This is a genomic window from Bacillus sp. EKM206B (assembly GCF_011066015.1).
GTDB lineage: Bacteria > Bacillota > Bacilli > Bacillales > Bacillaceae > Bacillus > Bacillus velezensis.
This window is the reverse complement of record NZ_JAAMNL010000007.1, coordinates 23,338-47,070: the sequence shown is the minus strand read 5'-3', so window position 1 is coordinate 47,070 and position 23,733 is coordinate 23,338. Positions and strand designations below refer to the sequence as shown.

Sequence of the window (23,733 nt, the reverse complement as noted above, 5' to 3'; positions counted from 1 at the left end):
ACGTGAAATGATGCAAAAAGTCCAGCGCTTCGGCAGCGCGATGTTTGTGCCTGTTTTATTATTTGCATTTTCCGGTATTATTGTCGGTCTGAGTACGCTGTTTAAAAATAAAACGCTGATGGGGCCCCTGGCTGATCCTGACGGGCTTTGGTATCAATGCTGGTACGTCATTGAACAGGGCGGCTGGACCGTCTTTAATCAAATGCCGCTCCTGTTTGCGATCGGCATACCTGTCGCCTTAGCGAAAAAAGCGCAGGCGCGGGCCTGTTTGGAAGCGCTTGCAGTTTATCTGACATTCAATTACTTTATCAATGCGATTCTGACGGTTTGGGGCGGGGCTTTTCATGTCGATATGACTCAGGAAGCGGGCGGAACGAGCGGGCTGACGATGATCGCCGGGATCAAAACGCTTGATACGAATATTATCGGCGCCATCTTTATTTCATCTATTGTCGTGTATTTGCACAATCGTTATTTTGATAAAAAACTGCCGGATTTTCTGGGGATTTTTCAAGGATCTTCCTACATCGTTATCATTTCTTTCTTCATTATGATACCGATTTCACTTGCGGTGGCATACGTGTGGCCGATGGTTCAGTCCGGAATAGGCTCGCTGCAAAGCTTTCTCGTTTCTTCCGGGGCGATCGGCGTGTGGATTTACACGTTCCTGGAGCGAATTTTAATTCCGACCGGCCTGCATCATTTTATTTACTCGCCGTTTATTTACGGCCCGGCAGTGGCTGAAGGCGGTATCGTCACCTATTGGGCCCAGCATCTAGGGGAATACTCTCAAAGCGTCAAACCGCTGAAAGAATTGTTCCCGCAGGGGGGCTTCGCGCTTCACGGCAACTCGAAAATCTTCGGCATTCCGGGAATCGCGCTCGCTTTTTACGCCACGGCTTCAAAGGAAAAGAAAAAAATCGTCGCCGGCCTATTGATCCCGGTCACCTTGACGTCCATTGTCGCGGGAATTACAGAGCCGATTGAATTTACATTCCTTTTTATCTCGCCGTTTTTATTTGCGGTTCATGCTTTGCTTGCTGCTTCCATGGCAACCGTCATGTATATGGCCGGCGTCGTCGGAAATATGGGAGGCGGTTTGATCGAAGCTGCGACCTTGAACTGGATCCCGCTGGCGTCAAGCCACGGCTTGACGTATGTATACCAGATCATTATCGGGTTGTGTTTTACCGCTGTTTACTTTTTCGTCTTCCGTTTCCTCATTCTCAAATTCAACATCGCCACACCGGGCAGAGAAAAAGAGGAAGGGCAGGAAACAAAGCTCTATTCGAAAAAGGAGTACAGAGAACGGAAGCAGGCTTCAAAAGAAACAGCGGCGGCAGACGAAACACAGCGGGATACAGCCGCTTTGTATATTGAAGCGCTGGGCGGAAAGGACAATATTACGGAGGTCACCAACTGCGCCACCCGTCTCCGCGTCACTGTCGCTGATGAATCAAAGGTCAAAAGTGACGCCGATTTCAGAGAGCTGGGAGCCCACGGCGTCGTCAGAAAAGGCAGGGCGCTTCAGGTCATTGTCGGATTAGGGGTTCCGCAAATGCGGGAGCGTGTCGAGAAAATATTGAATGGTTAAAATACTGCAGCAGCAGATTATGTGCAGAGCGCTTGTTAATCCGGCGCTCTTTTTATGTTTTGAAGAAATGTATGAATTTGTCATACCTTTGCCACCTGTACATGCAGGAGTGAAAATGAGAGGGTGCAAAAAACGAAATGACTTCTGCGGTATTTTAAATAGCAATTAACAAATAGGAGGCAAGACAATGACAAACTATACGACTTTCTTAGGACTTTACAAACCCGATAAAGCCGAAGGGATTGAAGTTGAAAGCATTGCTCAAAACTTTGAAGCGATTGACAGCAAAATCGGTGCTGCGCTTAGCAATGGCACGTCAACTTATGAAAATTTAAACGAAAGACTTAACATGTATGAAAACAGATTTGAACATGTGACAGAGCGGAACGTTATGGATTTTGGAGCTAAAGGTGACGGCGTAACGGATGATACGCAGGCATTTCATGATGCCATGGCCGACGGAGGTTATGTCGTAACAGTTCCCGCGGGTGTATTCAGAGCATCGGGATTGTTTGTTCCTTCAAATACAATGCTTGTCGGAGCAGGCAAGAAAAGAACGGTCATTAAATTATTAGACGAAACACCGGTCGGCCATTCTGTTCTGACCAACAGTGATTATACGAACGGTAATGAAAATATTTATGTCGGCCATCTCACTTTGGATTGGAACAAGGATACGCGTCCTTCCGGCTGGAAGATTCCGAAAGGCCCCACTTCAAGCTGTTTGCTTTTTGCGAATGTTGACTATTCTTTTGTCGAGCATGTGTTTGCGAAGAACGCCGGCCTGCACGGCTTTGATTCTACAAGCCCGAACTATAACAGACATGGAGAAAAAGATGATCCAACTTATTATCAGCCCAACGGCTGTAACTTTGTAACGTTTTCACATTGTGAAGCAACAGGGTCCGGGGATGATAACTTTACTTGTCACTTTGGGAAACACACGACTTTCAGTCATTGCCTCTCTTATCATCCAATGGGGCTAAACGATGGAACTTCTAACACGAACTGTTTTGAAATTGATGACGGCTCTCAAGACGTAATGATTGATAGTTGTATCTCAATTGGAGGAGTCCGAGGCTTTGAGATTAAGGCACACGGTTATGCACCGGCTGCGAAGAGAGTACAGCTTGTTAACTGTCGCGCATACGAAAATGCCATTGGATATAGCATTCGCCATATCGGTCACCACACAGCAAGCGATCCTCAGTCAGCGACAGCCCATGATGTGCAGCTTGCGAATTGTATCGCATATAACCCTAAGCCGAATGATCTTTACAAAGGGGCGGGTCCAAACGCGTTGCAAATCTCCGGATATGATGGTGTGAGTGTTGTGAATTTCCATGCTGTTTGTGATGATAGTTCAATTGATTATAAGGGTAATTCGGTAGTCAGCGTATTTTATAAAGGACGCTTAATTAGCTTAAAGAATATAACCATTCGCGGATTTAAGACTGCAGACAATGACTTATATATTGTCGGCGGGGATAACTCAGTAGGGAAAGTAATGGTGGATGGTGTCACCTTGATTGACTCCGGAAAAAAAGGAGTTGCATTTGGCAGCGGAATGTACGAGTCTGTTGTTAGTAATGTTTGGGGACAGAGATCTCCAAAAAATAATAGCGGGACAGTTGGAATTTATTCCTCAGATCCAGATCTTAATGTATCCAATTGTGATTTTTCAGGTTATGAAACTGACTTTAACATTGGAGGAGCAGTCACTCCTTATTTCTTATTCAAACATAAAGGAAGCGGGGTCATTGGCTCCCGTGAATCTCACGCTACAGGCAATAATAATTTTGTGGCTGGTTCTGTTCGGGGAAGAGCAACCGGAGCGGCTCAATCTTCAGTGCTTTCTTCGTACAATACAATTAATCCGAATTCAGATTCTGTAGCACTTGGCTGGGGTGCCGGCAGCACTCCGTCATCAGCCAACAGAAAGATTGAGCTTCACGCAAAAGAAGGAACAATTAAGGCTACGGGAGGCGTAACAGGTTCCTCGACATTCTCTGACTACGCCGAGTATTTTGAAAGCCTGAGAGGGGAAAAGATTCCGACGGGAACACTTGTCACACTTGAAGGTGATAAGATCAGACCGGCTGAAAAAGGTGACCTCATGCTTGGGGTCATTTCCGAGACCGCCGGAGTGATTCTTGGTGAGTCGAGTTTTCACTGGTCGGGACGATACGTAAAGAATGAATTTGGCGGCTATGTTTATGAAGAACAGAAAGATGCGAATGGCCATACGGTCATGGCGCCAAAGGAAAATCCGGACTTTCGGCCTGAAGAAGACTACGCTTCAAGAGAAGAGAGAGACGAGTGGAACATTGTCGGACTCATCGGCCAGGTATATGTCAGATGCGATGAGACTGTGAAAGCGGGAGATTTTATTCACGCTCATAATGGGATTGCAACAAAATCTGATGCTCCAAACCAGCGCTGGCAGGTCATGAAAGTGATCAATGAGTTTGATGCTGATAAAGGATTCGGGGTCGCTCTCGTTTTTATTCGTTAAATGAAATGACACGGTATGAATGATCATCTGACTAGCGGACGTCTTTTAAAGGCTCCGCTAGTCATTTTAAAATAAAAGGCTCCGGTTCAGGAGCTGGTAAAAAGAAAAGATAAGACAGCCTCCATATATCTGCACGCCTCATTCCCACAATTTTTATCCTCAATGATATTTCCGTTTTTTTTACACAAAGTACATAATAAAAGTGCAGGTTCAAGGGTTAATCCTTTATTCATTTAAGACAAACAAATAAAATAAATATACATACATATTGAACAAAGGATTTGGAGGCTTACACATGTCAAAGGCTTTATCATATGTAAAACCGTATTCTCTTTTGGCGGGAATCGCTCTGTTTTTCATGCTCATCGAGCTTGCGGTAGAGCTGCTACAGCCCCTGCTGATCGGGAAAATCATTGACGAAGGAATTTTAAAGCAGGATCTCGATACGGTTTGGCTGTGGGGCGGCGTGATGATCGGACTGACCGCTGTTTCATTCGCATCGGGCATTTTAAATTCATTCTACTCCGCCCACATCAGCCAGAGCTATGCGTATGATACGCGAAAAGGGATTTTTCAAAAGATTCAATCCTTCTCCTATTCGACGTTTGCGCAATTCTCATCCACATCGTTTATCACCCGGCTGACAAACGATGTGACACAGGTTCAGAATATGCTTTTCATGAGTCTCCGGTTTATGCTCCGGGCGCCGTTAATGATTGCGGGGGGCATTATTCTCTCGCTGACCGTCAATGCGAAACTCGGGTTTTTTCTGCTGATCACGGTGCCGATTTTGCTTTTGTTTTTGCTGTGGGTGCTGAAAAGAGGCGGCGCGCTGTTTCGGTCTGTGCAAAAGCGGCTTGATCAGGTCAACACGATCATGCAGGAAAACCTGACGGCGATCAAACTGATTAAAGCGCTCCTCCGTGCAAACCACGAAGTGAAACGTTTTTTGAAATCGAATACGAAGCTGATGGAAAAAACGGTCTCCGCTTTTCGTCTCGTGGAAGCGGCGATGCCGATTTTAATGCTGCTGATGAACATTTGTATTTTGTTTATCTTATGGTTCGGCGCCAAAAGCATTGCTCAGGGCGGAGCGCAGGTCGGCGATGTCGTTTCCGTCATTAACTATGCGACGCGGATTACAGGCGCGCTGTCCGTCCTTCCTTTTCTCATCATGGTATTTTCCCGGGCGAAGGCTTCCGGAGAAAGAATCGGCGAGGTGCTGGAAACAGAAGGCGGCGAGGGAACGGGGCAGGACCCGGCACGGGCGCTTGCAGGCGGGATTGAGTTTCGCGAAGTGTCCTTCCGCTATCCGGGCATGGAAAAAGACGCGCTGCATCACGTGTCCTTTTCTGCCAGCCCGAAAGAGACGGTTGCCATTATGGGCGCGACAGGCTCAGGAAAATCAACGCTTTTTCAGCTGATTCCGCGCCTGTACACGGCTGATTCGGGCAGTATTTTCATAGACGGCAAACCGATCGGTGAATTCTCCGCTTGTGGGCTGCGCAGGGAAATCGGCTATGTTCCGCAGGAAGTGCTTCTGTTTTCGGGCACCATCCGTGAAAATATCGCCTGGGGGCGGGAGGATGCTTCACTAGATGAAGTAATGGAAGCGGCCAAAGACGCGCAAATCCATGACACAATTATGAAGCTGTCAAACGGATACGACACGGTGCTGGGACAGCGGGGCGTCAATTTGTCAGGCGGGCAGAAGCAGCGGATTTCCATCGCGCGCGCTTTTATCAGAAAGCCGTCCCTCCTGCTGTTAGATGACAGTACGAGCGCGCTTGATCTTCAAACAGAAGCGAAGCTTTTACAAGCGATCAGATCCTATGAATGCACGACACTGATTATTACGCAGAAAATAACGACTGCGATGAAGGCTGACACCATCTTATTGCTTGAAGACGGCGAACTGCTGGCCAAAGGCACGCACAAAGAGCTGATGGCACAGTCTCATCTGTACCGGCAGATTTATGAATCACAATTCGGAAAGGAGGGAGCTGACAATGCAAAAAGACATTCGTAAACCTTTCCGATATCCGAAAATACCGCTCAAATCAAATGAAGGCGGCAGAAAACGCGCGAAAGCAAAAGATACAAAAGGCACGCTGCGCAGAATCTGGTCTTATGTAGCCGAGAAAAAAGGGCTTTTAACCCTTGTGATCATTATGGTAGTCATAAGCGCCATATTCGGCCTGCTCGGACCGTTCGTCATCGGGAAAGCGATTGATCATTTTATCGTCGGACAGACGACAGACGGATTGGCGGGGGTGCTGTTCATCCTGTTTGGGATTTACCTCGTGCAATCATTGTCCTTATGGTTTCAAAACTATTGGATGATCAATATCTCGCAAAGCACCGTGTTTAAAATGCGGAGCGAGCTGTTTACCCATCTGCATGAGCTGCCGATTCCGTTTTTTGATAAACAGCGGCTCGGGGACTTAATGAGCCGGGTCACCAATGATATCGAAAATGTCAGCTCCACTTTAAATACATCCGTCATTCAAGTGCTGTCAAGCGTCATTACATTCGTCGGCACAATCTCCGTCATGCTGTACATGAGTCCGCTTTTAACATTGATCACGCTTTTGATTATTCCGATCATGCTTTTGAGCATTAAATGGATCACCAACCGGACGGGATTGCTGTTTAAGCAGCAGCAGAAAAACCTCGGCGAGCTGAACGGTTTTATTGAAGAGTCGATATCAGGGGCGAAGGTCATTAAAGCCTATTCGAGGGAAGACCGCGTCATGGAACAATTTTCAGAAAAAAACGCGGCGTTACAATCATCGGGGTTTTGGGCGCAGACAATTTCGGGATTCATTCCGAAAGTCATGAACTCTTTAAACAATTTAAGTTTTACGATTATAGCGGCGGTTGGCGGGCTGTTTGCGCTGAAGGGATGGATTTCAATCGGTTCCATCGTCGTATTCGCCGAATATTCGCGGCAGTTCACGCGCCCTTTAAATGATTTAGCTAATCAGTTCAATACGATGTTATCGGCCATCGCCGGGGCTGAACGGGTGTTTGACGTGCTTGATGAAAAAGAGGAGCGGGAAGATGAAGAGCATGCGCTGTACCAGCCGATCAAAACGGGAGAGATTGAATTCCGAGATGTCTCCTTCGGCTATCAGGAAGACAGCCTGATCTTAAAACACCTGTCCTTCAGCGTTCCGAAAGGACAGTCCATCGCCTTCGTCGGACCGACCGGAGCGGGTAAAACAACCGTTACGAGCCTGATCGCCCGTTTTTACGAGCCGAATAACGGAAAAATCCTCATTGACGGAACGGACATCAAAAAACTGACGAGATCCAGTCTGAGAAAAAACATGGGGTTTGTCCTGCAGGATTCCTTTCTCTTTCAGGGCACCATCAGGGAAAATATCCGCTACGGCCGGCTGGATGCTTCTGACAAAGAGGTGGAGGCAGCCGCAAAAGCCGCCAATGCCCACGGATTCATCGAACGGCTCCCGAAAGGCTACGATACCGTCCTTACCCAAAACGGCGCGGGCATCAGCCAAGGACAAAAACAGCTCATTTCCATCGCGAGAGCTGTGCTGGCGGACCCGGTGCTGCTCATTTTGGATGAAGCGACGAGCAACATTGATACAGTGACCGAAGTGAAAATACAAGAAGCGCTCGGCCGTTTAATGGCGGGCAGAACAAGCGTCATCATCGCTCACAGGCTGAACACAATTCAAAAAGCCGATCAGATTCTTGTGTTGAAAGACGGCGAAATGGCTGAAAAAGGAACCCATGCCGAACTTCTCAGCCAGAACGGGTTTTACCGGGAATTATATGAAAGCCAGTTCCGGGAATCATAGATAGGGAAAAAGACCTCCGACAGAGTGCGAAGGTCTTTTTTTCGCGAAGGCAAATAGTACTTTTAAGTTATTTTCGTTAAATGTAACAAAATTACTTGACGTAAATAAGTTATGTATATATACTAGCTTACATAAAGTAAGTGATAATAATTTTCAAGGAGGATTTTATGAATAAATCATTCGAAACAGGAACACTGCTTTTAAGGGTTGTAACAGGTATTATCTTTTTTGTTCACGGTTTATCCAAGTTTCAAGGGTTGGAAGGAACTACGCAATTTTTCCAGAGCATCGGGATTCCGGCCTTTATGGTCTATGTCATCGCGACGATTGAGCTTGTCGGCGGGGTTCTGATCTTTTTCGGTTTGGCAACGCGCATTATCGGCGTTCTGTTTGCCGTCACATTAGTCGGCGCCATCTTCACGGCGAAGCTTTCCTCACCATTTATGGGCGGATCGGAATTTGATTTCATCTTACTGGTTGCGTCAATTCACTTAGCGCTTTCAGGAAGCCGTCTGCTTTCATTGGATCAGCTCCTTTTCAAATCAAAAAAGGGAGAAACTTTTTCAGCATAAGAAAGAAGGCGTTCAAATGACCGGCATTCATCAAGATACGGCAATCGGTTATGTCAAATTGACCATTAAAAATATGGAACGCTCGCTCGGCTTTTACCGGAATGTAATCGGCCTTCAAGTCATCTCGCAGACAGATCATTCAGCAAGACTGTCAGCAGACGGAAAACGCGTCCTGCTGGTGCTTGAAGAAAATCCAGGCGCCGTCGTTCTGCCGGAGCGGTCTGTCACCGGCCTTTACCATTTCGCGATACTTCTGCCTGACCGGAAAGAACTCGGCATCGCATTGGCCAGGCTGATTGAAAACGGCATCGCGCTCGGTCAGGGGGATCACGCGGTCAGTGAGGCTCTTTACCTGTCTGATCCGGACGGCAACGGCATTGAAATATACGCCGATCGTCCCCGCAGCACGTGGCAGCGCGATGCAGAGGGCAATTATGTCATGCAAACGGCGCCCGTCGATGTGGACGGGCTTTTGGAAGAAGCCGGAGCTGAACGGAAAAGCCGTCTCCCAGAAGGAACCGTAATCGGTCACATCCATCTTCATGTGACCGATTTACAGGAAGCCAAAGCGTTTTACACCGATATCCTCGGTTTTGACATTGTCGGCAATTACGCGGGCATGTCCGCTCTGTTTGTTTCAGCGGGAGGGTATCACCATCACATCGGTCTGAATATATGGGCCGGAAAACATGCGCCGCCGAAACCGGGAAATGCAAGCGGGCTGGATTATTACACCATCGCGCTGCCGCATCAAAAAGAGCTGTCACGTGTGACAAAAGCGCTGACCGATGCCGGCTTTGAGATCGAAGAAAAAGAAGAGGGCGTATTCGTCAAAGACCCTGTATCAGGGGCGGATATCGCATTTACACTGTAAGAAACAAACCTTGCCGTCTAACCGGCAAGGTTTTTTATTTTTCTGAAGTTTTCTTGGGAAGGTTCGGGAAAGAAGAACGTCGATTTGCAATATACACACGGGAGAGCGAACATCTCAGTGAGGCGCAAAAATGACGCGTGGCGCCCGCCATCGCCGGCCCGAGCTCAGGGCATCCGCTGGATTGAAAAAGCTGTATGGGCAGAATTTGAATAGAAAAAGGCAAAAGCCGCATCCGGTCACAAGATGCGGCTTTCCATAAACAATTTACAATTGTGTGAAAAATGTCCAAAATAAATTGTGCTTCCTGATTCTTCCTGATATGATAAGCCGAAAAAGGAGAACCTGAACAAATGAACTCAAATGCAGCACAGACGGAACAGCCGATGAAGCATAACGGAAACCGGATGACGGTTAAGGACTTTATCATTCTTGCCAAACCGGGGATTATCATCTCAAATTCACTCGCCGCATTGGGCGGATTTTGGATCGCATGGATTCAGTCAGAAAGGACGGGCGGAGGGCCCGGTATATTTGCCGCCATGGCGGTTGCCATGATCGGAACGGCGTTGGTCATGGCATCAAGCACTGTTTTTAATAACTTCTTTGACCGCGGCATGGACGCAAAGATGGCGCGAACCCGCACCCGCGCAAGCGTCACGGGAAAAATACCGCCGCCGGTCATGATCCTGTACGGCACATGTCTCGGCGCATGCGGATTCATCATGCTTGCTTCGCTTAATGTACTGACCGCCGTTCTTGGCTTGCTTGCATTTTTGCTGTATGCCGTCGTTTATACGCTTTGGTTTAAAAGACAATCCGTCTGGAGCACATTTGTCGGCAGCTTTCCCGGGGCGGCTCCGCCTTTAATCGGTTATTGCGCGCTGACCGGGTACATTGATATGCCCGCGATTTTGTTATACGCGATTATGTTTTTGTGGCAGCCGCCGCATTTCTGGGCGATCGGAATCAGGCGAAAGGAAGAGTATCGTGCCGCCGGCATTCCGCTTTTGCCGATCATAAAAGGCAACCGCGCCACAAAAATAAAAATGCTGCGCTATATTGCCGTTCTGACTGCGGTTTCGCTGCTCGTTCCTCTTTATATAGACGTCAGCCCGTTTTATACCGCGTCCGCTCTCCTGCTCGGGGCCATCTGGCTGTACCGGAGCGTCAAAGGCTTTCAGGCGGCGGATGACACGCAATGGTCGAAGGGGATGTTTTTTTATTCGATTGTGTATTTCAGTCTGCTTTTTCTTATTTTAATGGCTGATTCGTTTATCAATGCGGTTCTCAGAACGTAAACAGGCGGCTTGCAGATACAGAGCCGCCCCGTTTTGTTTATGCTTTTTTGATGAGAGCCAAAATATCTTCAAGCCAGGAAATATAATTCCGTTCCCGCTCAAGCGCTTTTGTCAGCACGAGATAATGGCCGAAATCAGGAGAAGAAAAAGAATCCGCCTCCGCGGACGATGTCATCAGTTCTTGATAACTGTTTACCAGATCGGACAATTTCTCCTTCCGCTTTACGAGCTGATCGGTGAATAGCTCATCCGCTTCTTCCTGCGTCAAAGCTGAGATGAAATAAGCCTTCAGCATAAATTCATCCTTGACCGTTTCCGGAATCGGGTCTTTTTTCGTCAGCCAGGCAGCAAGCTCCAGATCTCCCTTGTCAGTCAGCGTGTACATTTTTTTCTCAAGCTTCGTTCCTTGAATCGCAGTGCGAAACGTAATAAATCCCTCAGCCGTCAGTTTTTTTAATTCCGGATAAATCTGGCTGTGCTTTGCGCTCCAAAACTGGCCGAGCTCTTCTTTAAAATAGCTCGATATATCATATCCGCTCAATTCGCCTTTTCGCAAAAGCCCTAAAATCGCGTACTTTAAAATTCTCATGTTGCCCTCCAAGCCATTCATTTGACAGCTAGTATACCATACGGCCGCTCAAAAACGCAGAAGTGCCGGATGCTTGTCATTGAATCTGCGGCGGCAAAATCAGCGAAAATATGCAGAAAGGGGTTATCGAAACGGCAGCAGAACTGGAAAAAGCCTTTCTCATGTCTTTGCCTCATTCATATGACAACATGATATAATCATTGTAAAAATTAAGAAATAATGGGAGGGACATATGAAGACGGTGATTGTGTATGCAAACCCGGATGAGAACAGTTTCAATGCGGCTCTCGTAAAATACGTCGTCATGGCTTTAAAGGACAGCGGCCAAAGCTATACGGTCATTGACTTATACGCCGACCAATTTGATCCCGTGCTGAAGTACGGCGGCGAAAAAAAGCGCTCTGACATGAACCGGGACGCTGAAACGAAGAAATACCGGAAACTGATGAAAGAAGCGGATCATCTCATTTTCATCTACCCGCTGTGGTGGGGAGGCGTTCCGGCGATTATGAAAGGCTTTTTTGACAGAGTGCTTGTCGCCGGAGAAGCCTACACATATGAAAACGGCCGCGTAAAAGGACTGCTCCGGGCAGAGACGGCACAGGTCTTTTATACGGCGGATTCCCCGGGCTGGTACTTAAAGTGGTTCCGGAAAAACTCGGACTGGATTACGCTGAAAAAAGGCATTCTGCAATTTTGCGGCATTCAAAAAGCCGAGCGGAACCTTTTTTCTGTCGTCAAAACGAGCACACCCGAGCTGCGGGAAAAATGGCTGCGCCAAGCATACGCTAAAGTCCGGCGCGCTTGTGAAAAAGGAGCGGCCGCATGCAGATAAAAGAAATTTTCGTGATTCGCTGCCTGTCCTGTTTAAGTGTGGTTCTGCTTCACGTAGTTTCAATGGTGCTGATGATTCAGGAAGAGTCCTTAGCCAGTGCCGCCCATACGGTTGATGCTTTTCGGACCCTGTTGATGTTCAGCACGCCGGCGTTTATCTTTATTTCGGAATTTCTGCTTGCCAGGTCATACCCGGGAGGCGTTCCCGCGGGTTTTTTAAAGAAAAGGGGCAAAGTCATTTTCGTGCCGTTTCTGTTTATTGCCGCGGTGGATGCCATTTTAATGAAAAGCGTGGCGGAAGAAGGAGCCGGCTTCGTTTCAGTGATCGGTAAATTTTTAGAAAATGTGTTTTTAGGAAACTTCATCGGCTACTTCATTCTTGTGATCTTTCAATTTTACATTCTCCATATGCTGCTGCACCGCTGGCTGAACAACAAATCTCCCATGTGGGTGCTGTCTGTATCGTTTATCATCAACGCCGTCTATCTGGCTTACTTTTCCATCTTTCATCCGCCGGCATCATCGGGGCTTGATTCTATTTTTCCGTTCTTTTGGGTTCCGTTTCCGGGCTGGGTGTTTTATTTCTGTCTGGCATTTTATTGCGGAAAGGAATATCCGCGTTTTTTATCGCTCATCAATCAGTACCGTTATGCGGTTTACTTCAGTGCGGCCGTATCGGCAATATTGATTGTGGCCGTTTCATATATCAGCGGCGGCTCCATTTCCTCTAAGCGTCCGGATATTATGATTTACGCGGTCAGTATGATCTTTCTGTGTTTTCATCTGTTTTCAAAGCTCAAAAAAGTGCCCGCGATTGTGATGATGATCAGCAACTATTCGTTTTCAATCTATCTGCTGCACTCCTACTTTTTAATCAGCGGATATCTTCTGGAAGGCTATTTGCGGTCAATGCCTTTGCCGGCTGCCATCCTTCTTTTATTTTTGATCTGCACGCTCGGTCCCATTCTCGTATCTTGGGGGTGCAACCATTTCAGATACGGATACCTGTTTGTCGGGAAAGTGTATCAGCCGAAGCAGACCAAAAGAAATACGGCGGCGCATCAAGGCCGCACAGTCTGAAAAAAAGGCGGCGTTTCGGCCGCCTTTTTTGATACGGAAGTTGTACATAACCTGCAAACGAAACCCTCCGCGGCAAGCCGGAAGCGAATGCCAGGCAAGCAGTATCGGGCAGCCTATCTCTAATTTTGATAACGCTTTTACTGGGAGGCTGAAGACCCCGCCTGCGGCCGTTTTGACGGATGCATTTATGACAACATAACGCCATCGATTTTCTCACTTGTGAAGACCGATATATTGTATACTTATAGGAAATACTTTCAAAAAAAGTGAAAAAGAGAAAAACTGTGAGCTTGGATGAACGACTAAAAAGGAGCGGGGACATTATGAATGACTGTGTCAAAACATTCGGAGAACTTCCGGACGAACTTTATTCCTTTGCGGGAGGAAAAGGAAGCATTCTCTCTAAAATGTATCAAAGCGGGTATCCTGTGCCTGAAGGGTTTGTGATTTTGCCGTCAGCCTTTCAGGATGGACAGCTGCGCCATCAGGCAAGAGAGACTATTGATCAATATGTGAAATCCATCCGCAGCCGCCATGCATCTGCGTTGTTTGCCGTACGATCATCCGCGCTGAGCGAGGATTCCGCTCAGGCTTCCTTTGCCGGAGAATTCGATACGGTGTTGAATGTCAAAACAGATCAAGACATGTCCAGGGCGATTGATGAAGTCCGCCGATCGGCACAGTCAGAAAGGGTAAAAGCGTACAGCGCCGTTCAGGGAATGGAAGATGAGCATGAAATCGCAATCGTCATCCAGCTGATGATACCGTCTGAGATATCCGGAGTGCTGTTTACCGCAGATCCGATTACGGGGAGCAGGCGGGAGATGACAGGCAATTACGTCTACGGTCTCGGGGAGCAGCTCGTTTCAGGGGAAGCCGATGCTTATTCTTTTAAACTGGCACGGCCCAAGAAAAAATATGACGGCCCCGGGGAATTTCGCAAATATGCGTCAAAGCTCTATAAACTGGCGAAAAAACTGGAAAAAGATCTTGGAGGGCCGCAGGATATTGAATGGGCCGCCGCGGGCGGGACATTGTATATTCTTCAATCCCGCCCGATTACGACTTTACAAGCCGGAAATCTGGAAACCTATGAATGGAATGATTCTTTCAGCGGTGATTTTTTATGGACAAACACAAATATAGGAGAAGCGATTCCCGATGTGATGACGCCGCTCACATGGTCGCTCCTCCGGAATCTGGATGAAGAGTCGGGCATCATTCCGGGCTATTATGTCTGGTCCGGCAATATTTGCGGAAGAGCCTATAACAATATGAGCCAGCCTCTTTCCGTTCTCGCCGCTTTCGGTCTGAATCCGAAAGGCGGAAAAATAGGAAAAATGATGAGCGATACATTGGGAGAAATCCCGGCGGAAATGAAAATTCCTTTATATCCATTCTCAAAGTATGAACTTTTGAAGATCATCTCGAAAAAACTGAAACCGTATCTGTCGAAAATGAAGCACGCGAAAAAAAACATGTCCTCCTACTTGGACGAATCGCCGGAGTGGTGCCGGAATATTGAGGAAAAGCTGAAACGGGCCGAAACGGAGCGGGCATTATTAGCGATATGGAACAATGAGATCTATCCGTATTTATGCAACGCGTGGTTTGCGTTAATATCCGGCGGGCGTGATTCTGCGCAATCCTCTTCGTCGTTAACCTCTCAATTAACAAAACTCGCAGGAATAGAAGATGCGAATCTTCTGCTGTCCAATCTGAGGGGAAAAGGCGGACTGGCAAGCCTGGAGCCGATTATCGGCATTGATCAAGTCATGAAAGGCCGTATGAGCGAGGAAGAATATCTCAGGAACCAAGGCCACCGAGGCCCGCATGAATACGAACTTTCCATACCGCATCCGGGAGAAAACCGGGATTGGCTGACGAAGCAGATCAAAGAACACAAGGAGTCGGGTATTGATGCCGAACAACTGCTTTTGAAACAGCAGCGGGCGCATGAACAGGCCTTCCGAAGATTTGAAGAAAAGTTTCCTCATAAGGTCAAATGGCTCAAAGCCAAAATGGAAAAAGCGTCAGAATACGCGAATATTAGAGAAACAACCAGATCCGAATTTGTCAGGGTGTACCGGACAGCCAGAGCATTCGCGCTCAGAGCGGCGGAAATGACCGGCATGAAGGACGATATTTTCTTCTTGTATCTGCATGAAATAACCGATCTGCTCGCGGGGAAAGAGCCGGCGGTTGCGTCAATTCAAGCGAGAAAGCAAAACTATGAAACCTATAAAAAACTGCCGCCGTTCCCATCCGTTATTAACGGAAGATTCAATCCGTTTAAATGGGCTGAAGATCCTGACAGAAGAGCGGATTATTACGATGCTTTTATGCCTGCGGAAACTGATGATGCGCACACTTTAAAAGGTTTCGCGGGAGCGGCCGGGAGAGTGGAGGGCATTGTCCGTGTCCTTGATGTCCCGGAAGACGGGGATTCTTTTGCGGCGGGGGAAATTTTAGTGACTTCGACAACCAATGTAGGCTGGACCCCGCTTTTTCCAAGAGCGGCTGCTATCATAACGGACGTCGGCGCCCCTTTGTCCCACGCGGCGATCGTTGCCCGGGAACTGGGGATTCCTGCCGTTGTCGGGTGCGGAAATGCAACGTCAAAACTGAAAACGGGGGACAGGGTGGCCGTTGACGGCGGGCAAGGCATCGTCCAGCTGGAACCGCGGCAGACTCCGGTCACTTCTGAAGAGGAAAATGGTAAACTGATAGAATAAAATCATGGGAAAGGAGCCGCGTATGAATAAAGCAGTTATTAACGGGGAGCAAATCAGAAGTATGAGCGACCTGCACCAGACATTGAAAAAGGAACTTGCTCTTCCTGAATACTACGGTGAAAACCTTGACGCTTTATGGGATTGTCTGACCGGCTGGGTGGAATACCCCCTCGTTTTAGAATGGAGACAGTTTGAACAAAGCAAGCAGCTTACAGAAAATGGCGCCGAGAGTGTGCTTCAGGTCTTTCGTGAAGCGAAAGCGGAAGGCTGCGACATCACCATCATACTTTCATAATACGATCAACGGGAGAGAGACAAAAATGGAAAAACAAACCCTCAGCTATCCGATTGGAGAGTATCAGCCGGCTGAATCGATTTCGGCCGGACAGAAACAAGAATGGATCAATACGCTCGAACACGCTCCGGCCAAACTGAAACAAGCTGTCAGAGCGATGTCGGACAGTCAGCTTGATACGCCGTACCGCGAAGGGGGATGGACAGTCCGCCAAGTGGTTCACCATCTGGCGGACAGCCACATGAACGGCTATACCCGGTTTAAATTGAGCTTAACGGAGAATGAACCGGAAATCCGTCCTTATGATGAAAAAGGCTGGGCCGATCTTCATGATTCCAAAACCGCCGCTTGCGGGGATGCGCTTGAGCTGTTAGCGATCCTGCACAGAAGATGGGCCGCTCTTTTGCGCTCCATGACGGAAGCCCAATTCAAACGGACATACTTCCATCCTGTATCTAAAGAGACGGTTACGCTGGAACAAGCGCTCGGACTATATGTCTGGCACTCTGAACATCACATCGCCCATATTACTGAGCTTTCCCGGAGGATGGGCTGGCATCTGTCTTAGAGGGTGCCGGCTTTCGGAAAAACGCCAAAACAGCCGCAGATACAATCGTGCATAATGAAATGACGGCGGCTGCCGTATAAAGATGGTGGTAGCCGCTGGCAATGCCCGCTTCAATCGCATCAGAAACCGCTTTTTTGACGGCGGGAACGGGGATTCGGCTCACTTGCTCCTGCAATGAAGAAAGTCCGCCGCCGATATCGGGCGTTTGCGCCTGATCAGCGGGAATGCCGCTTTTCGCTAAACGGTTTTTGATGTCATCTCCGATCCGGTCAAAGCCCGCTGTAATGAAGCCGGCATATAAAGCCGGAGCGAGCGTCAGCCCGACCTGCCTTACGAGTGACAGCGTGCCGAGCGCTGTTCCTTTGTTTTGGCCCGCCGTTTCTGATACAAGCACATTCAGCGGAGCCCCGAGCAGAAATCCGAAACCGATCCCCGCAATGACACTCGCTGTGACAAATTCCCATTTATCCGTCACCCATAACGGAAACAGGCTGAAGCCTGCAAATGCGATGGCGCCTGATACAACCGCGGAGAAGACCGGCCCTTTTTTATCCGTGATCGCCCCGCCGAGCCACGCTCCGATGCCTGACGCCAAAGCGAGCGGCGTCATCCAATAAGCCGCTTTCTCCGCCGATACGTGCAAATATTGCTCCGCATAAGAAGGAATAAAAATGACCGCAGCGAGCAGCCCTCCCGATAAAAATCCGATGACGAGCGTCCATTGAAACACTTTATTTTGCAGCAGCGAGTAGGCGAGAATCGGATCGCCCCCTCGGTTTTCAACCCGCTTTTCAACCTTAAGCAGCACCAGAAAGAGAAGTGCCGATCCCAAAAGATACCCGTACACCTTTACGTCCATTATGCTTTCTGACAGCTTCGCCCCATCGAGATTCGTGATACCGATCATGCAAGATAAGATCGCAAGAGACAGCAGCATTGTGCCGGCGAGGTCAAGCCGTTTCGCCTCAGGCTCTTTCGTCTCAGCGATAAACAAACCGCCGCACACAACCAAAGCGGCGGCAATCGGCAGATTAATCAAGAACAGCCAATGCCACGACCCGGTTACATCAAGCAAAAAGCTCCCGATATTCGGTCCGAGGACGGCCGCCATACCGTTCATCGCCCCTAAAAGCCCGAGAGCTTTCCCCTGTTTCTCCTTCGGAAGCACGGCCAGCACATGCGAACTCCCGATAATAAAAATTCCGCCGCCGCCAAGCGCCTGAATGAGCCGTGCCGCCAAAAACATCGGGAAGCTCTGACTGAGTGCGACAAGCAAAGAGCCGAGTCCGAACAGCCCGACTTCAATCATAAACAGCTTTTTCCGCCCGTATCGGTCCGACAGCTTGCCGACAATCGGCACACTGACACTGAGTCCCAATGTGTAAAGGGTCACTCCCCACGATCCCCATGAAGGAGAAACATCAAAAGAGCTGTTAATCGTCGTCAGAGCAGCGGAAATAATTCCGTTGTCCAGCGCCGCCATGAACACACCGATCGTAAAGAGAGTGATGGCCCGGCTCTGTTTTTTTTCTGTTTGCAATGGCTCCGGCATACTGATCAATCCTCCTGTTTTTAATTCACTTCGAATATATTATTCACTTCAAGTGAATTAAATGTCAAACAAAAAAAGGCCGCCGATACCGGCAGGCCTTTTTCATCTCTATCCCTGTTTGGAAGAATCAAGCGCTCTTGCCAAAATGGCAAGCCCTTGATTGACCGTTTGTTTTTCTTCAGCCGTCAGCGTTTCCAATGAACGCTTCAATTTTACATGTCCTTTTTGATAAAGGCTGCGGAAAATATCTTTCGCGTTTTCCGTTAATTGAACGACGACTGAACGGCGGTCTTCTTCTGACGGAGCGCGTGTAATGAAACATGATTTTTCTAAACGGTCAAGCAGCCCCGTCGTATTTGAAAGAGAAGCGCCCATTTTCTCCGCTATGTCACTCACCTTAAGCGTCCCGTGGTTGTTCAGAAGCATCAGCACTTTCATTTGCGGCATGCTCATATCAAGCTTCATCCACTCCGACACATCGCCGAGCCCCGCCGATGTCATCACTTTCATGTACAGCACCCAAATATCCCGTTCCTCAGGAGAAAAAATATCGCCGCTTAATACTGTTGTATCATGCAGATTATAATCCATCGTCTCACTTCCTCATTCATACTCCTGCATACCATATTACTGATTTTAATCAGAGAAAGAAAGTTGCAGACGAGTTTTGTTTGAATGTGAGGTGGTAGTGTATAATATGTTGGAGATTATTGGAGGAATTATAATAAATAAGCTATTTTATGATGATTGGAGAGAACATTGCTGACTAAAAAGAATGCCTTATCGATATTAAAAGTATTATTTCCTATTGCAGTTTTGCTTTTAGTCATTTATCAGTCCAAAAAGGAATTGACAGACCTTTCTTTTAAACGAACGCTGTACATTATTAACGGGATTGAGCGTTACGATTTATTTATTCTCGTTCTGCTCGGCCTTCTTGCCGTCAGCGCGATGTCCTTTTATGACTTTGTGCTGAAACGGACGCTTCGCCTCAACATTCCGAATTGGAAAGTATTCAGGGTCTCTTTTATCGCCAATTCCTTTAACAATGTCCTTGGATTCGGCGGTCTGGCGGGTGTCGGGCTGCGGACGATGCTTTACAAAGAACATACGAATGACGTAAAACGCCTCGTCGCAGGCATCGCCTGGCTTACGTCCTCAGCGCTGCTCGGGCTGTCCGTCTTCAGTATCCTGACCATCGCCCGGGTTCTGCCGGTTGGAGAGATTACGAGTGAGAAACCGTGGCTGTGGGCTGTTATCGCCGGAGTGGCGCTTATAGTGCCGGCAGCCTTAATCGCCGCTGGGATCAACAATAAAAAAGCTGGCGCAGAAGACGGTGAAGCAAAACCGAGGCATCCGGTTTTTTCTTATATCGGGGCATCGTTTGCTGAATGGTTTGCTGCGGCTGTCGTCATGTATTATTCCCTGTATGTCATGGGAATTCACGCGGATGTCCGCCATGTATTCGGGGTATTTGCCATTGCCGCTATCGGGGGAATCATCAGTCTTGTGCCGGGAGGATTCGGTTCGTTTGACCTTCTGTTTCTGCTCGGCATGCAGAATATGGGCTTTCCGCAGGAGGCGGTTGTGACATCCATCGTCATCTACCGGATTGTGTATTCATTTATTCCGTTTGTGTTCGGGCTGTTCTTTGCGGCTGGCGATTTAACGGAAAATACGCTGAAACGGCTGGAATCAAATCCGAAGATGGCGCCTGCCGTGGAAACGACGAACGTGCTTCTCGTATTCCAGCGCGCTATCTTAATCAGGGTGCTTTACGGTTCGCTGTCGCTTTTGGTTTTCATGGCGGGAGTCGTCGTGCTGGCGTCCGTCGCCCTGCCGATTGACAGGGAGACGGTCATCCCGCATATTCCGCGCCCGGCGCTCCTTGCGTTTAACGCGTTATCGTTAAGCGCGGCTTTGATTCTTTTAATCTTGCCGATTGAATTATACAAACGGACGAAACGTTCTTATTCAATGGCGGTTGCCGCGCTGGTCGGCGGTTTTGTGTTCAGTTTCTTAAAAGGATTGAACATCAGCGCGATCTTTATTCTGCCTGTCGTCATCGTATTGCTTGTGCTGTTAAAGCGGCAGTTTATCAGAGAGCAGGCATCGTATACGCTCGGCCAGATGATTTTTGCGGCCGCTCTGTTTATTATCGCCTTGTTTAACTACAATCTCATTGCCGGCTTTATTTGGGATAAAATGAATCGGCTGCTGCGCCACGATTATTTCGTCCATAACAATTCGCACATTACATATGCCACGATGACGGCTATTATTGTTGTGCCGCTGTTTTTCCTTTTGTTTACGTTCTTTTATCATAAAAGATCGAAGCCGATCGGAGAAGAGGCCGATCCTGAACGGCTGAAGTCCTTTTTGGCGGAAGAAGGCGGAAATGCGCTCAGCCATCTCGGCTTTCTCGGGGATAAGCGGTTTTATTTCTCAAGCGACGGCAAAGCGCTTTTATTGTTCAGCCAGATTTCCAGAAGGCTTGTCGTGCTCGGTGATCCGTCAGGACAGAGAGACTCTTTTCCGCTTGTGATTGAGGAATTTCTGAATGAAGCGCATAAGCAGGGGCTGAGTGTCATGTTTTATCAGATCGAACGTGAAGATCTGGCGCTGTACCATGACTTCGGCTATAACTTCTTCAAGCTTGGAGAAGAAGCGTTCGTGGATATGGAGGCATTTACGCTCTCAGGTAAGAAAAAAGCGGGGCTGCGGGCGATTAACAACAAATTTGACCGCGAAGGCTACACATTTCATGTCGGGGAACCGCCGTTTTCCTCCGAGTTTATCGCCAAGCTGAAAGACATTTCGGACGAATGGCTCGGACCGAAAAAAGAGAAAGGTTTTTCTCTCGGTTTCTTCGACCGGGATTATTTGGAACAGGCGCCGATTGCTTACGTGAAAGACGCGGAAGGGGAGATCATCGCTTTTGCCAACCTGATGCCGATGTATCAGGAAGGCGAGATATCCGTCGACTTGATGCGTTATCGGAAAAGCGCGCCGAACGGTATTATGGACGCGCTTTTCATCCGTCTGTTTCTCTGGGCGCAGGAAAAAGGCTATACTACCTTCAATATGGGCATGGCGCCTTTGTCAAACGTAGGAACGGCTTTTACTTCTTTCTGGTCGGAAAGAATCGCGGCCGTCATCTTCAACAACGTCCGGTATATGTACAGCTTCAGCGGGCTGCGGGCCTTTAAAGAAAAATACAAACCGGAGTGGCGCGGGAAATACTTGGCGTACCGCAAAAACAGATCGCTGTCCGTCACGATGATCCTCGTCACCCGCCTGATCGGAAAAACCAAAAAAAGACGCCGGTAAAAGGCGTCTTTTTTTTTGAGAAATTAACTAAAAATTCTAATTTTACTCTGTTATACTGAATAACATGATCATAAGGTGAAAGGAAGGCTGATGAATGAAACAGGCAACCGTGTTTAAATATGAAGCGTTTTCCGATATTCCGAATTTGGGAAATCCCGCGGGAATCGTCTTTAACGGAGATGATTATTCAGATGAAGAGATGCAGATGATCGCCGAAATGGCAGGGTACAATGAAACCTCATTTCTCTGTAAAAGCGGAGAAGCCGATCTGCGCATCCGCTATTTTACACCCGGCCACGAAATGAATTTATGCGGACATGCTACCGTCGCCTCTCTTTACGCATTAATTGAAAAGGGAAGGCTTCAGGCTGATCAGACATATCAAATTGAAACAAAAGCCGGCATTCTTCCCGCAAAAGCCGCTGAACGAAACGGCCGGGTATACATCACACTCGAACAGGCTCCCCCGCAATTTCTGCCGTTTACGGGTGACAAAGAAAAGCTTGCGGCCTCGCTCGGGATTACGGCTGAGGATTTTCACAGCGGGCTGCCGATTGTTTACGGATCAACGGGGATCTGGACACTGATTGTTCCGCTGAGATCACTTAAAGCATCACGGAATATGGTGCCGGACAACGCACAATTCCCCGCTATTTTGCGCGATCTTCCGAAAGCGAGCGTTCATCCGTTTTCTCTGGAAACCGTTCATCCGGAAAGTGATCTGCACGGACGCCATTTTTCTTCCCCTTTCTCCGGAACGACCGAAGATCCCGTCACGGGAACCGCTTCAGGCGTCATGGCAGCCTATATGCGGCAATACGGAGGCTCCGAAGCCGAATGCCTCACGATTGAACAAGGCCAGGAAATCGGGAAAGACGGAAAAGTGGAAATCAGGATCGCGGAGGAAAACGGAGAGATGAACATCAAGATGACGGGAACGGCCGTGTATGCCGAAACAATCAATTTTCAGCTTTCGTAACGGTTTACAAAAGCCGGTCGTATCCGTTATATTATAAATGATAATCATTTTCATTTGGATAGGAAGGTGAATCGGCATGCCGAAAACCGAACAATTACAGCAAAACGAAAGTCTTGCACATACAATCAGAAACAGAAGATCCATCCGGTCGTTTAAACCGAAAACCGTACCTTCTGAAGTCATATTAGATATGCTTGAAACGGCCGTTTACGCACCGAACCACAGACTGACGGAGCCATGGCGTTTTATCTACGCAGCAAGCGAAGCGGGAAAAGAAAAGCTTGCGGACAGCTACGTCTCATTTTTCAAAAAGATAAAAGATGATTTCAACGAGGAAAAAGAGCGGAACATGAGAAAAAACCTCAGCGCCGTTCCGGGATTTTTGCTGGTCGTCTTAAAAGAAGATGAAAATGAATTTACGAGAAACGATGATTTCGCGGCGCTGAGCGGCATGATTCAAAACCTTCAGCTTCTCGCACATGAAAACGGCATCGGCATGGTCTGGAAAAGCGGCCGCATTATGTATGACAAACAGGTGCACCAAGACTTCGGCCTTGCTGACAATGAGCGCTTTGCCGCCATCATTCAAACGGGCTATCCGGATGAACAGCCTAAGGCGAAAGAACGGACGCCGGCAAAAAGCCTGTTTACCGAACTGTAAAAAAAATCCCCGTCTCTATACAGAGGCGGGGATTTCGTATTAGCGGGTTTTGCTTTTAGCTCTGTTGTCAGCGGCTTTCATCCGCGCCTGCGCTTCACGGTCAGCGGAATCAGCAAGCTCGCTTGAATATTCCTCATATGTGCCGTCTGTTTCGCGTTTCAAAGCATCCGGAACTTGAGGAAGTTTTTGTTTGTTTTTATCACGGTTTTTGTGAGTATGATTTCTGCCCATATCAATCGCCCCCTGAAAAAAGTGATATCAAACAAACATAGTATCTGCCCGGTCCCGATCTTTATTCAGTTTACTTCCGTTTGGCTGCTCTTTCCGCTTTTTTGAATTCACCGGAATAAAGGACTTCCTGCATTTTTTTCAGATTGGCTCCCTGCTGATGTTTTTCGCGCTTCTTTTCCATAAAAGAAGACCCTCCTTC

At 48.0% G+C, this 23,733-nt stretch carries 20 protein-coding genes; 15 read left to right on the top strand and 5 right to left on the bottom strand.

Going from position 1 to position 23,733, the window contains the following annotated elements; all coding sequences use genetic code 11:
• The first annotated feature begins 7 nt into the window (after positions 1-7).
• From G9F50_RS14150 to cyoE, 7 genes are all read left to right on the top strand, one after another.
• Positions 8-1,594, top strand: a complete 1,587-nt coding sequence (locus tag G9F50_RS14150; RefSeq protein WP_060562247.1) for an alpha-glucoside-specific PTS transporter subunit IIBC — start codon at positions 8-10, stop codon at positions 1,592-1,594.
• Positions 1,595-1,781: 187 nt separating this feature from the next.
• Positions 1,782-4,109, top strand: a complete 2,328-nt coding sequence (locus G9F50_RS14145) for a peptidase G2 autoproteolytic cleavage domain-containing protein (RefSeq protein ID WP_060562248.1) — start codon at positions 1,782-1,784, stop codon at positions 4,107-4,109.
• 295 nt (positions 4,110-4,404) lie between these two features.
• Positions 4,405-6,138, top strand: a complete 1,734-nt coding sequence (locus G9F50_RS14140) for an ABC transporter ATP-binding protein (RefSeq protein WP_025284436.1) — start codon at positions 4,405-4,407, stop codon at positions 6,136-6,138.
• Entirely contained in the window at positions 6,119-7,936 is a 1,818-nt protein-coding gene (locus G9F50_RS14135) for an ABC transporter ATP-binding protein (protein WP_060562249.1), read from the top strand. The genes G9F50_RS14140 and G9F50_RS14135 overlap by 20 nt, the downstream gene beginning before the upstream one ends.
• A 167-nt stretch (positions 7,937-8,103) precedes the next feature.
• A complete protein-coding gene (gene catD / locus G9F50_RS14130) occupies positions 8,104-8,508 on the top strand; it encodes a DoxX family oxidoreductase CatD (RefSeq protein ID WP_007408534.1) in 405 nt (134 codons plus the stop codon).
• Positions 8,509-8,524: 16 nt separating this feature from the next.
• Positions 8,525-9,382, top strand: coding sequence for a catechol 2,3-dioxygenase (catE, locus tag G9F50_RS14125; protein ID WP_060562250.1), 858 nt, complete (start codon positions 8,525-8,527; stop codon positions 9,380-9,382).
• A gap of 350 nt (positions 9,383-9,732) precedes the next feature.
• Complete coding sequence (cyoE, locus tag G9F50_RS14120; protein WP_060562252.1) at positions 9,733-10,680, top strand: heme o synthase; 948 nt, start codon at positions 9,733-9,735, stop codon at positions 10,678-10,680.
• Between the two features lie 37 nt (positions 10,681-10,717).
• On the opposite strand, the gene G9F50_RS14115 is transcribed toward cyoE, so the two are convergent.
• Complete coding sequence (locus tag G9F50_RS14115; RefSeq protein ID WP_165417773.1) at positions 10,718-11,269, bottom strand: PadR family transcriptional regulator; 552 nt, start codon at positions 11,267-11,269, stop codon at positions 10,718-10,720.
• Positions 11,270-11,501: 232 nt separating this feature from the next.
• Between G9F50_RS14115 and G9F50_RS14110 the strand changes: the two genes are divergently transcribed.
• The 5 genes from G9F50_RS14110 to bstA all read left to right on the top strand — a co-directional run bounded on the left by G9F50_RS14110 (position 11,502) and on the right by bstA (position 16,781).
• The gene (locus G9F50_RS14110) at positions 11,502-12,104 is read left to right on the top strand and encodes an NAD(P)H-dependent oxidoreductase (protein ID WP_007408540.1); all 603 of its coding nucleotides are present in this window, start codon (positions 11,502-11,504) and stop codon (positions 12,102-12,104) included.
• Positions 12,095-13,183 carry an acyltransferase family protein gene (locus G9F50_RS14105; RefSeq protein WP_060562253.1) on the top strand — a complete coding sequence of 363 codons (1,089 nt, stop codon included), beginning with the start codon at positions 12,095-12,097 and terminating at the stop codon, positions 13,181-13,183. Before G9F50_RS14110 ends, G9F50_RS14105 begins: the two co-directional genes overlap by 10 nt.
• Positions 13,184-13,506: 323 nt before the next feature.
• Positions 13,507-15,918 carry a PEP/pyruvate-binding domain-containing protein gene (locus G9F50_RS14100; RefSeq protein ID WP_060562254.1) on the top strand — a complete coding sequence of 804 codons (2,412 nt, stop codon included), beginning with the start codon at positions 13,507-13,509 and terminating at the stop codon, positions 15,916-15,918.
• A 22-nt stretch (positions 15,919-15,940) separates the two neighbouring features.
• Positions 15,941-16,213, top strand: a complete 273-nt coding sequence (locus G9F50_RS14095) for a ribonuclease inhibitor Barstar (protein ID WP_007408543.1) — start codon at positions 15,941-15,943, stop codon at positions 16,211-16,213.
• Between the two features lie 25 nt (positions 16,214-16,238).
• The gene (gene bstA / locus G9F50_RS14090; protein ID WP_060562255.1) at positions 16,239-16,781 is read left to right on the top strand and encodes a bacillithiol transferase BstA; all 543 of its coding nucleotides are present in this window, start codon (positions 16,239-16,241) and stop codon (positions 16,779-16,781) included.
• On the opposite strand, the gene G9F50_RS14085 is transcribed toward bstA, so the two are convergent.
• Both G9F50_RS14085 and G9F50_RS14080 read right to left on the bottom strand, forming a co-directional pair.
• Positions 16,741-18,333 (bottom strand): MFS transporter, encoded by a 1,593-nt coding sequence (locus G9F50_RS14085; RefSeq protein ID WP_165406580.1) that lies wholly within the window; start codon positions 18,331-18,333, stop codon positions 16,741-16,743. The genes bstA and G9F50_RS14085 overlap by 41 nt on opposite strands.
• A gap of 108 nt (positions 18,334-18,441) precedes the next feature.
• Positions 18,442-18,924 (bottom strand): MarR family transcriptional regulator, encoded by a 483-nt coding sequence (locus G9F50_RS14080; protein WP_012117110.1) that lies wholly within the window; start codon positions 18,922-18,924, stop codon positions 18,442-18,444.
• Between the two features lie 168 nt (positions 18,925-19,092).
• Here G9F50_RS14080 and mprF point away from each other — a divergent pair, with 168 nt between their 5' ends.
• The 3 genes from mprF to G9F50_RS14065 all read left to right on the top strand — a co-directional run bounded on the left by mprF (position 19,093) and on the right by G9F50_RS14065 (position 23,303).
• A complete protein-coding gene (gene mprF / locus G9F50_RS14075) occupies positions 19,093-21,663 on the top strand; it encodes a bifunctional lysylphosphatidylglycerol flippase/synthetase MprF (RefSeq protein ID WP_060562257.1) in 2,571 nt (856 codons plus the stop codon).
• Between the two features lie 94 nt (positions 21,664-21,757).
• Complete coding sequence (locus G9F50_RS14070) at positions 21,758-22,642, top strand: PhzF family phenazine biosynthesis isomerase (RefSeq protein ID WP_060562258.1); 885 nt, start codon at positions 21,758-21,760, stop codon at positions 22,640-22,642.
• Between the two features lie 76 nt (positions 22,643-22,718).
• A complete protein-coding gene (locus G9F50_RS14065) occupies positions 22,719-23,303 on the top strand; it encodes a nitroreductase family protein (RefSeq protein ID WP_060562259.1) in 585 nt (194 codons plus the stop codon).
• Between the two features lie 39 nt (positions 23,304-23,342).
• On the opposite strand, the gene G9F50_RS14060 is transcribed toward G9F50_RS14065, so the two are convergent.
• A complete protein-coding gene (locus G9F50_RS14060) occupies positions 23,343-23,534 on the bottom strand; it encodes a YfhD family protein (RefSeq protein ID WP_003155508.1) in 192 nt (63 codons plus the stop codon).
• A gap of 70 nt (positions 23,535-23,604) precedes the next feature.
• A complete protein-coding gene (locus G9F50_RS14055; RefSeq protein ID WP_003155504.1) occupies positions 23,605-23,715 on the bottom strand; it encodes a YfhE family protein in 111 nt (36 codons plus the stop codon).
• Between the last annotated feature and the right edge of the window lie 18 nt (positions 23,716-23,733).

Coding starts and splice junctions, on each gene's coding strand:
- G9F50_RS14150 (WP_060562247.1), top strand. CDS start 8: ATGATGCAAAAAGTCCAGCGCTTCGGCAGCGCGATGTTTGTGCCTGTT.
- G9F50_RS14145 (WP_060562248.1), top strand. CDS start 1,782: ATGACAAACTATACGACTTTCTTAGGACTTTACAAACCCGATAAAGCC.
- G9F50_RS14140 (WP_025284436.1), top strand. CDS start 4,405: ATGTCAAAGGCTTTATCATATGTAAAACCGTATTCTCTTTTGGCGGGA.
- G9F50_RS14135 (WP_060562249.1), top strand. CDS start 6,119: ATGCAAAAAGACATTCGTAAACCTTTCCGATATCCGAAAATACCGCTC.
- catD (WP_007408534.1), top strand. CDS start 8,104: ATGAATAAATCATTCGAAACAGGAACACTGCTTTTAAGGGTTGTAACA.
- catE (WP_060562250.1), top strand. CDS start 8,525: ATGACCGGCATTCATCAAGATACGGCAATCGGTTATGTCAAATTGACC.
- cyoE (WP_060562252.1), top strand. CDS start 9,733: ATGAACTCAAATGCAGCACAGACGGAACAGCCGATGAAGCATAACGGA.
- G9F50_RS14115 (WP_165417773.1), bottom strand. CDS start 11,269: ATGAGAATTTTAAAGTACGCGATTTTAGGGCTTTTGCGAAAAGGCGAA.
- G9F50_RS14110 (WP_007408540.1), top strand. CDS start 11,502: ATGAAGACGGTGATTGTGTATGCAAACCCGGATGAGAACAGTTTCAAT.
- G9F50_RS14105 (WP_060562253.1), top strand. CDS start 12,095: ATGCAGATAAAAGAAATTTTCGTGATTCGCTGCCTGTCCTGTTTAAGT.
- G9F50_RS14100 (WP_060562254.1), top strand. CDS start 13,507: ATGAATGACTGTGTCAAAACATTCGGAGAACTTCCGGACGAACTTTAT.
- G9F50_RS14095 (WP_007408543.1), top strand. CDS start 15,941: ATGAATAAAGCAGTTATTAACGGGGAGCAAATCAGAAGTATGAGCGAC.
- bstA (WP_060562255.1), top strand. CDS start 16,239: ATGGAAAAACAAACCCTCAGCTATCCGATTGGAGAGTATCAGCCGGCT.
- G9F50_RS14085 (WP_165406580.1), bottom strand. CDS start 18,333: ATGCCGGAGCCATTGCAAACAGAAAAAAAACAGAGCCGGGCCATCACT.
- G9F50_RS14080 (WP_012117110.1), bottom strand. CDS start 18,924: ATGGATTATAATCTGCATGATACAACAGTATTAAGCGGCGATATTTTT.
- G9F50_RS14070 (WP_060562258.1), top strand. CDS start 21,758: ATGAAACAGGCAACCGTGTTTAAATATGAAGCGTTTTCCGATATTCCG.
- G9F50_RS14065 (WP_060562259.1), top strand. CDS start 22,719: ATGCCGAAAACCGAACAATTACAGCAAAACGAAAGTCTTGCACATACA.
- G9F50_RS14060 (WP_003155508.1), bottom strand. CDS start 23,534: ATGGGCAGAAATCATACTCACAAAAACCGTGATAAAAACAAACAAAAA.
- G9F50_RS14055 (WP_003155504.1), bottom strand. CDS start 23,715: ATGGAAAAGAAGCGCGAAAAACATCAGCAGGGAGCCAATCTGAAAAAA.